Annotated in this window: 15 protein-coding genes; 6 read left to right on the forward strand and 9 right to left on the reverse strand. The window is 65.4% G+C overall.

What is annotated here, in order from left to right; translation table 11 throughout:
• Positions 1 to 173: 173 nt before the first annotated feature.
• Genes hutH through hutU form a run of 4 tightly spaced genes read right to left on the reverse strand, consistent with a single transcriptional unit; the run spans position 174 to position 5,611 of the window.
• Complete coding sequence (gene hutH, locus DV709_RS16060; RefSeq protein ID WP_117595456.1) at positions 174 to 1,748, reverse strand: histidine ammonia-lyase; 1,575 nt, start codon at positions 1,746 to 1,748, stop codon at positions 174 to 176.
• The gene (hutI, locus tag DV709_RS16065) at positions 1,741 to 2,958 is read right to left on the reverse strand and encodes an imidazolonepropionase (protein WP_117595624.1); all 1,218 of its coding nucleotides are present in this window, start codon (positions 2,956 to 2,958) and stop codon (positions 1,741 to 1,743) included. Before hutI ends, hutH begins: the two co-directional genes overlap by 8 nt.
• Positions 2,955 to 3,869 (reverse strand): formimidoylglutamase, encoded by a 915-nt coding sequence (hutG, locus tag DV709_RS16070; protein ID WP_117595457.1) that lies wholly within the window; start codon positions 3,867 to 3,869, stop codon positions 2,955 to 2,957. The genes hutI and hutG overlap by 4 nt, the downstream gene beginning before the upstream one ends.
• Positions 3,866 to 5,611, reverse strand: coding sequence for a urocanate hydratase (hutU, locus tag DV709_RS16075; RefSeq protein ID WP_117595458.1), 1,746 nt, complete (start codon positions 5,609 to 5,611; stop codon positions 3,866 to 3,868). Before hutU ends, hutG begins: the two co-directional genes overlap by 4 nt.
• A gap of 87 nt (positions 5,612 to 5,698) precedes the next feature.
• Between hutU and DV709_RS16080 the strand changes: the two genes are divergently transcribed.
• Together DV709_RS16080 and DV709_RS16085 are read left to right on the forward strand one after the other, a co-directional pair.
• On the forward strand, positions 5,699 to 6,343 hold the full coding sequence (locus tag DV709_RS16080) for a helix-turn-helix domain-containing protein (protein WP_117595459.1): 645 nt from the start codon (positions 5,699 to 5,701) through the stop codon (positions 6,341 to 6,343).
• Positions 6,344 to 6,546: 203 nt separating this feature from the next.
• The gene (locus tag DV709_RS16085) at positions 6,547 to 7,899 is read left to right on the forward strand and encodes a serpin family protein (protein WP_117595460.1); all 1,353 of its coding nucleotides are present in this window, start codon (positions 6,547 to 6,549) and stop codon (positions 7,897 to 7,899) included.
• 54 nt (positions 7,900 to 7,953) lie between these two features.
• On the opposite strand, the gene DV709_RS16090 is transcribed toward DV709_RS16085, so the two are convergent.
• The 5 genes from DV709_RS16090 to DV709_RS16110 all read right to left on the reverse strand — a co-directional run bounded on the left by DV709_RS16090 (position 7,954) and on the right by DV709_RS16110 (position 11,129).
• Positions 7,954 to 8,889, reverse strand: coding sequence for an alpha/beta hydrolase (locus tag DV709_RS16090; protein ID WP_117595461.1), 936 nt, complete (start codon positions 8,887 to 8,889; stop codon positions 7,954 to 7,956).
• Positions 8,890 to 8,986: 97 nt separating this feature from the next.
• Positions 8,987 to 9,649, reverse strand: a complete 663-nt coding sequence (locus tag DV709_RS16095; protein ID WP_232819784.1) for a DUF2270 domain-containing protein — start codon at positions 9,647 to 9,649, stop codon at positions 8,987 to 8,989.
• A gap of 193 nt (positions 9,650 to 9,842) precedes the next feature.
• Positions 9,843 to 10,229 carry a DUF302 domain-containing protein gene (locus DV709_RS16100; protein WP_117595462.1) on the reverse strand — a complete coding sequence of 129 codons (387 nt, stop codon included), beginning with the start codon at positions 10,227 to 10,229 and terminating at the stop codon, positions 9,843 to 9,845.
• A 43-nt stretch (positions 10,230 to 10,272) separates the two neighbouring features.
• Entirely contained in the window at positions 10,273 to 10,881 is a 609-nt protein-coding gene (locus DV709_RS16105; RefSeq protein WP_117595463.1) for a DsrE/DsrF/DrsH-like family protein, read from the reverse strand.
• A 2-nt stretch (positions 10,882 to 10,883) separates the two neighbouring features.
• The gene (locus DV709_RS16110) at positions 10,884 to 11,129 is read right to left on the reverse strand and encodes a sulfurtransferase TusA family protein (RefSeq protein ID WP_117595464.1); all 246 of its coding nucleotides are present in this window, start codon (positions 11,127 to 11,129) and stop codon (positions 10,884 to 10,886) included.
• Positions 11,130 to 11,487: 358 nt separating this feature from the next.
• Here DV709_RS16110 and DV709_RS16115 point away from each other — a divergent pair, with 358 nt between their 5' ends.
• The 4 genes from DV709_RS16115 to DV709_RS16125 all read left to right on the forward strand — a co-directional run bounded on the left by DV709_RS16115 (position 11,488) and on the right by DV709_RS16125 (position 13,705).
• A complete protein-coding gene (locus DV709_RS16115; protein ID WP_117595465.1) occupies positions 11,488 to 11,985 on the forward strand; it encodes a YeeE/YedE family protein in 498 nt (165 codons plus the stop codon).
• Positions 11,982 to 12,461: a YeeE/YedE family protein gene (locus DV709_RS16120; RefSeq protein WP_117595466.1), complete on the forward strand. Its 480-nt coding sequence runs from the start codon at positions 11,982 to 11,984 to the stop codon at positions 12,459 to 12,461. Before DV709_RS16115 ends, DV709_RS16120 begins: the two co-directional genes overlap by 4 nt.
• A gap of 93 nt (positions 12,462 to 12,554) precedes the next feature.
• Complete coding sequence (locus DV709_RS18120) at positions 12,555 to 12,704, forward strand: DUF7512 family protein (RefSeq protein ID WP_198665756.1); 150 nt, start codon at positions 12,555 to 12,557, stop codon at positions 12,702 to 12,704.
• A 2-nt stretch (positions 12,705 to 12,706) separates the two neighbouring features.
• Positions 12,707 to 13,705 carry a sulfite exporter TauE/SafE family protein gene (locus DV709_RS16125; RefSeq protein ID WP_198665757.1) on the forward strand — a complete coding sequence of 333 codons (999 nt, stop codon included), beginning with the start codon at positions 12,707 to 12,709 and terminating at the stop codon, positions 13,703 to 13,705.
• The last annotated feature ends 140 nt before the right edge of the window (positions 13,706 to 13,845 follow it).

Below are 13,845 nucleotides of genomic sequence, written 5' to 3' on the forward strand. Positions count from 1 at the left end.
AGGGCTTTCTCCTTGACTTTCCGTGATTCACCCATATATTCACGTTGAGAGGGCCGTATGTGCCGATTGATTTCCAGCACAACACACCGTGGTACACTTACTACGTACGACGACACTCTGAATCGAGGTGGTGTGTACGCCGTCTCAGTCGCAAGGTAAGAATACTGAGATGGTCACTCGAGCGTCGCGTCGAGCGCCGCCTCCACGTTCTCGAGTAACGCATCGGAACGAAGAATCTCCGCCATCGCCTCCATGTCCCGGTGGATCGGCCGGTCGTCGTCGAGGTGCGCGAGATGCTCTCTAATCGTCTCGTGAGCGACTTGCGTTCCGACACCCGGAGTTCGGTCGCCCGCAAAATCGAGCGCCTGCGCCGCGCAGGCCAGTTCGATGCCGACGACGCACATCGTCGACTCGACGGTCTCTCGGGCGACGTACGCGCTCTGCGCGCTCATGCTGACGTGGTCCTCCTGATTTCCGCTGACGGGGATGTTGTCCGTGGACGGCCGCCCCTGTGAACGGTTCGTACTCACGAGGTCGGCGGCGGTGTACTGCGCGATCATGTATCCCGAACGAAGACCGCTCTGTTCGGTCAGAAACGGGGGGAGGTGCGCTTCCTGGACGTTGGGATTGAGCATCCGGTCGACTCGCCGCTCGGAGATCGATGCCAACTCGGAGAGGCCGCTCGTGACGTAGTCCAGCCGCAGCGCCAGCGGCTGTCCGTGGAAGTTACCGCCGGAGAGGACGGCGGCCGCTTCGGTGCCGCTGGCCCGGTCGTCCGCTTCGTCGGCGGCGAACACGAGCGGGTTGTCCGTCGCGCTGTTGAGCTCCGTCTCGACGGCCGTCCGGAGGTGTCGAATCGAGTCTCGAACCGCCCCGTGAACCTGCGGGAGACAGCGAATCGAGTACGCGTCCTGCACCCGGTCGCAGTTGCGGTGCGACTCGACGATCTCGGAGTCCCGAGTGAGCCGACGGATATTCTTCGCGCTTTCGGCTTGTCCTCGATGGGGTCGAACGCGCTGGATGCTGGAGTGTGAACTCGCCGTCGTCCCCATCGTCGCCTCCGTGGTCATCGCGCCGGCGATGTCCGCAGCACGCATCGCCCGCTCGGCGTCGCAGACCACGAGCGAGGCCAGCCCGACGGTCAACTGCGTCCCGTTGATGAGCCCCAGTCCCTCCTTCGCGCGGAGCGTCACCGGTTCAAGGTTCTTCCGCGCGAGGGCCTCGTCGCCGGGAAGCCGCTCTCCGTCTACCGTGGCTTCGCCCTCACCGGTGACGACGAGCGCGAGGTGCGCCAGCGGTGCGAGGTCGCCGCTCGCACCCAGACTCCCCTTGGCTTTCACCACGGGGTGAACGCCCTCGTTCAACATCCTCGACAGGACGTCGACGATTCGCTCTCGGACACCGCTGTACCCCTTCACGAGCGCGTTGAGTCGGGTGACGAGCATCGCCCGAACCTCCTCGTCGTCGAGTTCGCGGCCGGTTCCGGCGGCGTGACTCCGGACGAGGTTCTGCTGGAGCGCCTCGATGTCGTCTCCGGGAATGCGCTCCTGCACGAGTTCGCCGAAGCCGGTGTTCACGCCGTAGACGGCCTGACCGGAGTCGACGATATCGACGATGCGTTCGCGAGACTTTCGGACGCGCTCGCGGGCGCTCTCGGGGACACGGACGGTCGCTCCCTTCCGCGCGACGCGTTCGACGGCCTCCGGCGTGAGTGACTCGCCGTCGACGACGACGGGAGCGTCAGTCACGGCGGACCACCTCCCCGCCCTTGACGACCGTCTCGACGTTCCGCACGCCGAAGTTGTACGGAAGGTGCTCGAAGTCGGGCACGTCGGCGACGACCAGGTCGCCGGGCGCCCCTCTCTGGAGCGTGCCTGCCCCGTCCGTTCGGTCGAGCGCCGCGGCGGCCGTCTTCGTCGCCGCGCGGACGGCCGAGGCGGGCGACATCCGCATGCCGTTGCAGGCGAGCTCGATGGCGAACTCCATACTCTGCGAGAAGCAGTTCGGGTTGCAGTCGGTCGCAATGGCGACCGGGATATCCGCTCTCTCGAACGCGTCCGCGTCGGCGTAGTCGGTCGCGAGCGCGAACGCGGTTCCCGGCAGCAGGACGGGCGTCACGCCCGAGTCGCCGAGCGCCGAGACGTCCTCAGTCGTCGACTGCAGGAGGTGGTCTGCGCTCGTGGCTCCGAGTTCGGACGCCAACTGCGCGCCGCCGAGCCGTTCGAACTCGTCTGCGTGAATCTTCGGCTTCAGGCCGCGCTCCCGCCCGGCTTCGAGGACGCGCCGGGACTGGTCGACCGAGAAGACGCCGGCCTCGCAGAACACGTCGCAGAACTCCGCGAGGCCGCGCTCGGCGACGGCGGGAATCTGTTCTTCGACGACGTGGTCGACGTAGCTGTCGGCGTCGGTGTTCTCCGGCACCGCGTGGGCGCCCATGAACGTCGCGACCGCGTCTATCGGGTGGCGGTCGCCCGCTTCGCCGATGGCTTCGAGCATCTTCACCTCCGTCTCGACGTCGAGTCCGTAGCCGGATTTCACCTCGATCGTCGTCGTCCCGTGGGCGAGCATCACGTCGAACTGCCGGAGGAGGTTCTCCACGAGTTCGTCCCGAGCGGCTTCACGCACGGCTCGAACGGTCCGCAGGATGCCGCCCCCTTCCGCGAGAATCTCTTGATAGGTCGCGCCTTCGAGCTTCGCGGAGAACTCGTCGGCGCGGTCGCCGGCGAACAGCGCGTGGGTGTGCGGGTCGACGAAGCCCGGCAACACCGTCTTCTCGGAGGCGTCGATAGCCGTCGTCGCGTTCTCCGGAGGGTGCTCTCGAACGACCTCCTCTGTCGGTCCGATTGCGACGACCACGCCATCGTCGACAGCGACCGCGCCGTCGCGAACCGTCTCCAGTTCGCTGTCGTCGGTCGGCGTCACGACTTGCGATGCGTCGTAGACGACGAGGTCGGTCACGAAGACCACCCCGAGAGGAAGTGCGCAACCGTCCGGGCGGCGGCGTCGACGGTCCGCCCCTGGGCGTCGAGCGAGGGGGCACATTCGACGAGTTCGAAGCCCGCGATTCGCTCGTCGGAACCGACGAGGCGGACGAGTCGGAACAGTTCTCGCGGAAGGAGACCGCCGGGCGTCGGTGCGCTACATCCGCAGTACGTCGCGTCGAGAACGTCGATATCGACGCTACAGTAGAGTCGGTCGACCGAACCGAGCCCGGAGAGCGCTCGGTCGACGGCCGCGACGACGTCGTCTGCGACTTCCTCCGCCGTCACGACGGTGCCGCCGTTCTCGCGGACGTAGTCGTGATACACCGAACTGGTCTCGAAGTGCCGAGCACCGATGCAAGCGTACGCGTCGAGGCCGGCCTCGCCTAACTGGCGGTAGGGTGTCCCGCTCGTCGGTCCGTCTCGAACTTCTCGAACGTCGAGGTGCGCGTCGACGTTGAGGACGCCGACGCTCGCATCTTCGAGCAACGGCGCGACGTTCGGGACAGTCACCGAGTTGTCGCCGCCGAGGAACACAGGGAGGGCGTCGAGTTCGTGAACTGTCTCGGTAACGCTCCGGATGGCGTCTTGCACCTCTGCGACCGACCCTGCTGGAACCTCGACGTCGCCGAGGTCGGCGACGCTCTCGACGGCCCCCGCGTCGAAGTGATGGGTCTTCACGGTCGCCAGCGCCTCTCTGATAGCCGACGGGCCCTCAGCGGCACCGGGTCGGGAGATGACCGCGCCGTCGTACGGTTCCCCGACGAGCACGGCGTCGTACGCGTCTGCGCTTTCGAGGTCCGCGCGCTCGACGATATCGCCGAACTGTTCGTCCGCGGGGTCCGACGACGTACCCGACCAGGCGGTTGATTCGGTCAGGCTACTCATCGGTCCTCCCGCATCGGGATGTGGACGCCTGACGCCGCCGCCTCCGCTACTGCGTCTTCGTAGCCGGCGTCGACGTGGCGGACGATACCCATGCCGGGGTCCGTCGTGAAGACGCGCTCGGCCTTCTCGGCGGCGAGGGCTGAGCCGTCGAGGACGACGTGGTTGTTGGCGTGCAGCGAGTTGCCGATGCCGACGCCGCCGCCGTCGTGGACGCTCACGATGTCGGCACCGGCCGCACAGTTGAGCAAGGCGTTGAGAATCGGCCAGTCCGCAATCGCGTCGGAATCGTCGCGCATCGCCTCGGTCTCGCGATTCGGGCTGGCGACGCTGCCGGCGTCGAGGTGGTCGCGCGTGACGACGACCGGCGCTGCAATCTCGTCGTCGGCGACGAGTTCGTTGATTTCGAGCGCGAACCGCGCACGCTCGGTCAGCCCCTCGTCGTCGGTCTCGTAGCCGAGCCAACAGACGCGACTCGGCAGCCCCTGAAACGACACCTGCTCCTGTGCGAGATCTATCCAGCGGTGCAGCATCTCCTTCTCGGGGAACAGTTCCTTCACCGCTCGGTCGGTCCGATGGATGTCCGCCTCCTCGCCGGAGAGCGCGACCCAGCGGAACGGCCCCTTCCCGCGGCAGAACAGCGGCCGGATGTACGCCGGGACGAACCCCGGAAAGTCGAACGCGTTCTCCATTCCGCGATGGGTCTGGACCTGTCCGCGGATGTTGTTGCCGTACTCGAAGGCGACTGCTCCTCGTTCCTGCATGGCGAGGATGCCCTCGACGTGTCGTTGCATCGTGTCGAGGCTCGCTTCGACGTACCGTTCGGGGTCCTCCTCGCGCAACGCGTCGGCCTCTTCGACGGTGTAGCCCGACGGGTAGTAGCCTTCCAGTTCGTCGTGCGCGCTCGTCTGGTCGGTGACGAGGTCCGGGACGAACTCGCGCTCGAGCAGCCCGTCGAACATATCGGCGGCGTTCATGTGGACGGCGATGGAAAGCGGTTCGCCGTTTTCGGCGGCTCTCTCGGCCAGTTCGACGGCCTCGTCGAGGTCGTCGGTCTTCTCCATGCAGTACTCCGTCTCGATGCGCCGGTCGATTCGATTCCCGTCGACTTCGGCGGCGATGCAGACGCCGTGGTTCATCGTCACGGCCAGCGGCTGCGCCCCGCCCATCCCGCCGAGACCGGCGGTGACCGTGATCGTCCCCCGCAATCCCTCGCGGTCGGGGAAGTGTTGCCGGGCCGCCTCGGCCAGCGTCTCGAACGTCCCCTGGACGATGCCCTGGGTTCCGATGTACGCCCACGACCCGGCGGTCATCTGTCCGTACATGATGAGCCCCTTCGATTCGAGTTCGTGGAAGTGCGCCCAGTTGTCCCACGCGCCGACGAGGTTCGAGTTCGCGATTAGTACTCGCGGGGCGCGTTCGTGGGTCGTGAATCGGCCGACCGGCTTCCCCGACTGGACGAGCAGCGTCTCGTCGTCGGCGAGCGTCCGGAGCTCCGAGAGGATACCGTCGTAGGCGTCCCAACTGCGGGCCGCTCGGCCGGTGCCGCCGTACACCACGAGCTCCTCGGGTTTCTCCCCGACTTCGGGGTCGAGGTTGTTGTTGAGCATGCGGAGGGCGGCCTCCTGTCGCCACCCTTCGCACTCGATATCCGTTCCCGTCGGCGCACCCTGGTAGTCGAGCCACTGCGACGACGGCGCGCCGATGTCGTCCGTCGCTTCGTCTCCGGAGTGGTGTTTGACCATGTATACGTATACCACAGACGAGTAGACCCCATAGTTTGGGCTGTCCGTGCGGAAAGGGATTTAAATACGGAGCACGACTGCGAGACGATGCACAAGGCGGTGTTCCGAATCCGGAGCGACAGTCCGTACGCGAGTGCGACGGCGGGAAACGACACTCGAATCGAACTGTGGTGTAACGACCACTGCGACTTACTTCACGTCGAAGGCGACCGGCAGTCCGACGTCGTCGACCACGTCGAATCGACGGTCGGCGTTCACGAGCGAATCGAAAACGGCGACGACCGGACCATCGTCACCGAGGCGTGTCTGAAAGAGTATCGGGACGACTACATCGAACGTCACATCGCCGTAAACGGTTGTCTCCTCCTCCCGCCGCTTCGGTACGAACGCGGCGCGAAAGTCGTCCGCGTGCTCGCGTTGGACCCGGCGAACCTGACGACGTTGTACGCCGATATCTCGGCGGACCACGACGTGACGGTCGAGTCGAAACAGGAACTGACGTCGGTGAAGTCAGAAACGCCCGTGCTCTCGGCGAGCGCGCTCCTCCCGGACCTCTCGAAACGACAGCGAGAGGTGTTTCTCACCGCGTACGAGCACGGGTACTACGAGATACCGCGCGGTACGACGACGGCGGAGATTGCGGACGCGGTCGGTGTGGGTCGTCGGACCGCAGAACACCATCTCAGACGCGCTGAGGAAAAACTCGCCACGGCGTTCACCGAGTATCTGTGAGAGCGACGTGCTACCTCCGGATGGAGGTTCGCTTCCGCTGGTCGTCCTCGGTACTATCTGGGTTGCGGTCGGGCTTTCTGTTGTGATATCCGAGGCGGTTTGAACAGTCGTGGAACTGTAGTCCTCCCCCTCGACTGCGATTCAAGACGGGCATCTCCTCAACAGAAGACATTTAATTGCACGTTTGAATGAGGCGAGCGAACATGAACCGACGAAAGGTCCTGACGCTGTCGGGAGTGCTCGCTGCTGCGACGCTCGCAGGTTGCACCGACGGCGAGCAGACGCCGTCAGGAGCCGAGACGCCGGTCGATACACCGACGGAGACGCCAACCGATGAACCGTCGGGCGACGAACCGCCGACCGGCGAGCCCGACGTCGACGACGAACGATTGGCCGCCCTCGCCGCTGGTAACGCGGCGTTCGCCTTCGACCTCCACAAACACCTCGCCTCGGAGAAGGAGACGAACCTGTTTCTGTCCCCGTACAGCGTCTCGGCGGCGCTCGCGATGACGTACGCCGGTGCCCGCGGTGAGACTCGCAAGCAGATGGAAGAGACCCTCCACTACACGCTGGGCGAGGAGCTCCATCCGGCCTTCGCCGACGTTCGGGCCGCCCTCGACGAGCGAGAGACGACCGAGGACCGGACGAACGGTGAGGAAGTCGACGCCTTCCAACTCGCAGTGGCTAACGCGCTTTGGGGTCGGGAGGACTTCCCCTTCGACGAGGACTACCTCGCCCTGTTGGAGGAGCACTACGCTGCGGGCCTCCGCCGGAGCGACTTCGTCGACGACCCCGACGGAGAGCGCGAGCGAATCAACGACTGGGTCGCCGACGCGACCAACGACCGTATCGAAGGGTTGTTGCAACCGGGTTCGCTCACCCCCGCGACGGTTCTCGTCCTCACGAACGCCATCTATTTCATGGCGAGTTGGCAGTTCGAGTTCGACCCCCAAGACACCGAAGACGGCGCGTTCACCGGGCTGGATGGGACCGATTCGACCGTCCCGATGATGCACCAGAACCTCCGGACGAACTACGCGTCCATACCCGACGCTCAGGCCATCGAACTGCCGTACGTCGGCGGGGAGGTCTCGATGGTGTTGATTCTCCCCGACGAGGGCGAGTTCGAGGCCGTCGAACAGAATCTCGATGCCGACCGACTGTTCGGTATCTTCGACGAGTTGAGCGACGCTGCTGGTGATCTGGTACTTCCGAAGTTCGAGTTCGAGACGGAAGCCAACCTCTCGAAGACGCTGCGAGACCTCGGCATGCCGGTAGCGTTCGAGGGGAGCGCCGACTTCGGCGGGATGGCCGAAGGAGATGGCGGCGATCTCCGGATCGACCAGGTGGCCCACAAAACGTTCGTCTCCGTCGACGAGGAGGGCACCGAGGCCGCGGCTTCCACGGCCGTCGTGATGGTCGAATCCATGCCGCCGGACTGGGGCGAACTGCGGTTCGACCGACCGTTCCTGTTCTGCATCCGGGACCGTCCCACGGACGCCGTCTTGTTCCTCGGTCGGGTCGTCGACGCGGAGGCTATGGAGGGGAACCGGTAGGTGTAGTTACGAAACTCGTCAGGTGCCTGCGGCCGCGGAAGCGGCGATTTTGGTTCACCGGACACCGAGTGCGTCCACCACGTCCCCAGCGACGTCCGAAATCGCTTCGTGGGCCCGGTCGACGTCGCGCATCGTCATGAAGCCGTGGACCATAGCGTCGTAGTTCTCGTAGCGCGTCGGAACCCCGTCGCCGACGAGCTGTTCGGCATATGCCTTGCCGCCGTCTCGGAGCGGGTCGAATCCGGCAGTGACGACCGTCGCGGGTGCGACACCGGAGACGTCGGCGGCGTTCGTCGGGTCTGCGTACGGGTTCCGCCGGTGGATGTCGCTCCCGTAGTAGCAGTCGCCGAACCACTCCATGTCGGCTTCGCTGAGGACGATTCCGGCGTTCTCTCGAACGGACCGTTGGCCCTCGTCGATGCCGACGGCGGGGTAGATGAGGAGTTGGTGAGCGAGTTCCGGGCCGTCGTTCTCGGCGGCCACGAGCGCCGTGACGGCGGCGAGATTCCCGCCGGCGGAGTCGCCAGCGACGGCGATATCGCCGGTTCCGCGGAGCGCGTCCGTGTGCTCCGCCGCCCACTCGACGGCGGCGTAGGCGTCCTCGACCGCCGCGGGGAAGGGATGTTCGGGTGCGAGGCGGTAATCGACCGAGAGGACGGCGCAGCCGCTTTCGCGCGTGAGTTGTCTGCAGAGCCAGTCGTGCGTGCCGATGCTCCCGAGGACGAACCCGCCGCCGTGAAAGAACACGACCGTCGGGACGGGTCCGTCACCTTCCGGGAGGTACAGGCGAGCATCGAGTTCGCCGGCGGGGCCGGGAATCGTTCGGTCGACGGTCGCGCCGACGTTCGGCGGGTTCCGGTTCTGAATCCACGTTATCGGCCGGGAGACGAGACGGAGGAACTTCAGCCCGCGGCGGCTGTGCGGGAGCGGAAATCGGTCCTGGCGTGCGACCGCAGCCTGCGCCTGCGGGTCGATCTCGTCGGCTTGCATCGCTGATCGTTTGGTCAGTCGGCCACAAACCGCTTGTGTTCGTGACCGACCGCCGACTCGCCCGCCGTCCCGCCTGCTGACGCCGTCCCGGAACTGCTCACTTGATGTCGTCCCACGCGCCGATTTCGCTCCGTCGGAGTTCGCCGGTCGCCTGCCAGACGCGCGGGCGGAACGTGACCGCGACGAGCGCCAGGTAGAACGCGACGACGACTCCCGTGGTAAGCGTCCCCGATACCGGTCCTATCGAGGCACTCGCGGGCCACGGCTGTGTTCCGGACGTGACGACAGTGCGGAACAGCCACGCCGCGAGCAACACGGTGAAGATCGGGAGGTACACCCGACGCAGACGGTGGGCGATAGCCTCCTCGTAGGAGATTTTCACGCGAGGTTCGCGGTAATCGCGGGAGAGCCGCGGCCGCCAGTCGGGGTCCTCGATACCCTGAGACGGGTCTAAGGAGTACGCGAACACGTTCCGCTGGAGCATCCGCACCCGCGAACGCCACATGTCGTAGCCCCGGTACCGGCGGGCTTCGATGACGAGAAACACCGTCACCATCACGACGCCGACGAGGATGACCGAGTGGGGGCGGTCCGAACCGGAGAACGCGAAGGTGAGGATGGCTGCGATGAGCGTCACCGCCCAGTTCGAGGTGTGGTCGAGTCGCTCGCGCCACAGTTTCATCCGGTGAATCTCGCCACGGTAGAGGTGCGCCATCGCCGACCCGGGGGCGCTGGACTCCTCGAAGAAGCCGCGGCCCATCGTCCGAGCCTCCTCGCTCGCCGCGTCGAACGACTCGTCGTGGTCGTAGCCGTCTCTCTGGGCGTCTGCGCGCTCGTCGGCGTCGGGGTTCGACTCTGAATCAGTCATTTAGTGTCTCTCTCGCTGCTGGAGGAAAATGGTTGTACCGCCGCTGGAAGCGGTGCCCGCGTGAGTCGGGTGGAACGAACTACGCTCACAGCGAGTCGAGAACGCGCTCGAACCGAGTCGAGACCTCGTCGGCGATAGGGTCGAGGTCGGGATTGCCGGCGATGCCGACGAGTCGCGCCGGGTCGACCGCACTCACCGTGACCGTTCCGTCGTCGTCCTCGTAGACGATGACGTTACACGGGAGCAACGCCCCGAGTTCGATTTCGTCGTTCAACCCTTCGTGCGCGAGTTGCGGGTTGCACGCGCCGAGAATGCGGTAGTTCCGGAACTGTTCGTCGAGTTTCTTCTCGAACGTCGCTCGGACGTCGATATCACAGAGGACGCCGAACCCCTCGTCTTCGAGCGCGCTGACGGTCTGCTCGACGACGTCGTCGAACGAGCCGCTCACTTGCGTTTTCGTCGTGTAGCTCATGTTGTTCGAATCCGTTGGATGTGTGTTCGTCGCTCTATCCGGCTCAAACTAGCAACTGGACGTCCGCGTCGGCCATGCGCTGTAGAGCCGTCGCGGCCCCGACGCCGGTGGTGACGCCGTCGTAGAAGTCGTTTTCGTCGTAGTCCATGAGGTCGATGGTCATCTGACACGCCTGCAGGTCGACGCCCTGGTCGAGCGACACCTCGATGAGTTCCTCGATGGTCGCCGTCCCGTTGTCGGCGATCTTCTTGTTCATCATCTTCGTCGCCATCGAGTCCATGCCCGGAAGCGACGCGATGGCGTTCGGCATCGGCATGCTCGGGTTGCCGACCGCCGAGAGCTTGAGATTCTTCGACTTCTCCTCGTGGAGGATGTCGAGCCCCCAGAACGTGTGGAAGACGGTGACGTCCCAGCCGAACGCCGCCGCCGTCGACGCGAGGATGAGCGGCGGGTACGCCATGTCGAGCGTCCCCTTCGTCGAGACGATGACCATCGATTTCTGGTCGTCGCCGACCTCGGCTCTCAGGTCTGCGAGCTCCTCGCGTAGCTCCTCTACCTCGGCCGCGAGCTCGGCCACCGAGGCGTCCTCGGGAACGTCGACCGGGTCGGCGACCGTTTTCGTCTCGGAGCTCTCGGGTGTTTCCGTACTCATGATTACTCGGTCTTGCGCACGTAGTGTCTGAACACGTCGCCGCCGTCTTCCTGGTCGAGGAGTTCGACGCCGTCGGTCGTCTCCGCCCATCCCGCGATGTCGCTCATGCTGCCGGAGTCCGTCGCGAGGACCTCCAGGACGTCGCCCTCGCTCAGGCCGTCGATGGCTCCCTTCGTCTTCACGACCGGCATCGGGCACGATTCGCCTTTCACGTCGAGTGTCTCGGTGACTGTGTATTCCGAACTCATTCTCTATCTGCCCGTTCTGTATTGGGCTTGGCCCACAATACTCACCTGTTCCTAAAAAGTGTGTCGATTATTGGAAATCACACGCACGACCGTATCCGCCCGGTTCGCCCTCGTGATACGCTTCGGCGCGTATGCTCGCACATGACGCCATAATCCGAGAAATGGTATTGTATGACTACTGAAATTCTATGGGAACTCTTATGTGCGACGAGGCGGTACTGGAGCGCACAGATGAATCACGCATCCCCCGAGTCGGAGACGGATGTGACATCGGTCATCCCGAAGACACTCGAAAGGCGCATCGACGACGACGACGCGGCGACGACCGACTACACTCGATGAGAGCTACAACGACACAATGAGTTTGACGACATTTTCGCTGCTCGCGTTCGCGGACCTGTTCCCGCGGGGCGTCGCACAGTACGCCGTCGGTGGCCTGTTCATCGGACTCGGCGTCGCGACCATCTACCTCGGGACGGGTATCATCGCGGGTGCGAGTACGTTCCTCGAGTCGACGCTGTCGTACGTCTCGAACGTCTCCCGGTTCAACCAGACGAAGTACGTCACCTCCCGCGACTGGCGGGTCGTGTTCACGCTCGGTATCGTCGGTGGTGCCGCCGCGTACGCGCTCGCCTTCGGCGAGTTCGGCTGGACGACCCAGGTCCAGTGGTGGCGACTGCTCGGCGGCGGCTTCCTCGTCGGCGTCGGGACGCGCGTCGGGAAGGGCTGTACCTCCGGACACGGCGTCTGCGGTATCGGCTCGCTCTCGGAGACCTCGCTCGTGAACGTCGCGACGTTCATGGCCGTCGCCATCGGGACCGCGCAGGTCGTCGCCGCGCTGGGGGTGACGCCATGAGCGCCGACACCGACGACGGACGCGGACTCGCGTTCACGCTCGTCATCCTCCTCGGCGGGCTGGTGTTCGGATTCGGACTCGGCCTCAGCGGGATGGCGAAACCCGAAATCGTGCTGGACTTCCTCCAGTTCGAAGACTTCGGCCTCGTGTTCGTGATGGGCGGCGCTGCCGTCGTCTCCGGGCTGACGTTCTTCGTCGCCACGAACTATCTCGACCGCGCCCCGCTCACCGGCCGCGGCTACACCCGCCGGCTGAAGACGATGGACCGAAACGTCCCCGTCGGCGGGGTCATCTTCGGCGTCGGTTGGGGTATCTCGGGGATCTGTCCCGGCGCAGCCTACGCGAGCGTCGGCCTCGGGAACGTCACCATCCTGTGGGCGATACTGGGGATGTTCCTCGGCGCGTACGCACAAGGGTTCGTCCGCTCGTCTCGCGCCGACGAGACCGAGACCGTCGAGCCGACCGCGTCGGACTGATTCCCATGTTTCGAGACACTTGCTCGGTGAACGAGCGTAATGGAGATTGCACAGTAACTGAACGACAGACCAAGACAGATCGGAGCACGTGAAATGTTCGTATTCGAGTCACTGAGCGGGTCGATGGAGGCGATAACGACCATCGGACTCGTCCTCGGAGAAGCCATCGCGCTGTACGTCGGGTACGGCGTACTCAGTAGGGTCGTCGGCGAACCGGTCCTCGACGCGATTGGAGGGGAGTGACGATGGAACTACTCGGGCTGAGCCTCGCGATGGTCGGCGTGTTCGTCGGCTTCGGCCTCCTCATCGGCATCCTGTTCGGGTTCTTCGGGATGGGCGGGTCGTTCCTCGTGACGCCGGCGCTTCTGGTGCTGGGGTATCCCTCGACGGTCGCCGTCGGGAGCGGCCTGGCGTTCGTCTTCGGGACGAGCGTCATCGGCGCGCTCCGCCACCGCGACCACGGACAGGTCGACTACAAACTCGCGGTCATCATGACCGTCGCGATGACTATCGGCATCGAAGGCGGCAAGAGTGTCGTCTTCTTCCTGGAGTCGACCGGGATGGCCGACCTCATCATCAGCGTCGCGTACGTCGGTCTGCTGGCGACTGTCGGGCTGTTCACGCTGCGCGACGCGTACAGCACCGACGGCGCCGACGGAGACGGTCGCGACCTCGCCGACCGGGTGCAGTCGCTGCACATCCCGCCGATGGTGACGTTGCGCGGTGACGTCCGCGTCTCCGGGACGATCATCTTCGCGGTCGGACTCGTCATCGGCGTGCTCTCCGGGTTCCTCGGCGTCGGCGGCGGGTTCCTGCTGATGCCCGCGATGATGTACGGTCTCGGCGTTCCCGCGGCCGTCGCCGTCGGCACGGACATCCTCCAGATCACCATCTCCGGGGCGTTCGGGGCGTTCCGCTACGCACAGCTCGGCGCGGTTTCGCTGCCCGTCGTCGTCGCACTCCTGGCCGGAAGCGCCCTCGGGGCGCGCATCGGCGCTGGCGCGACGAAACTCGTCGACGAAGACGCCATCAAGGGGTACTTCGCCGCGATGCTGCTCGCGGGGAGCGTCGCCGTGGCGTCGAAGGAACTCGGGAACGCCTACGGCGTCGAACTGCTGAACACGGTGAGCATCGCCCTCATCTTCGGCGCGGCCGTCCTCGTCAGCGGTGCGGTCGTCCTCGCCGCCGTCTGCCGGCTCAGAGGTAACCGGACGGGGACGTGGTGTCGACTCACCACGTCCTGAGCGCGTCGTCCGGCGTCCAGCGTCCGGCGTCTGTCGTTCGGAGCTCCGATTTCGGGTCTGTACCGCGCGTCACGACCGGGCGCCAAACCGACCGCCGGGCGACCGTGGTATTGTGAATAAACCGAAACATCGACGCGACA

This window comes from Haloprofundus halophilus, from assembly GCF_003439925.1.
Classification (GTDB): Archaea; Halobacteriota; Halobacteria; order Halobacteriales; family Haloferacaceae; genus Haloprofundus; species Haloprofundus halophilus.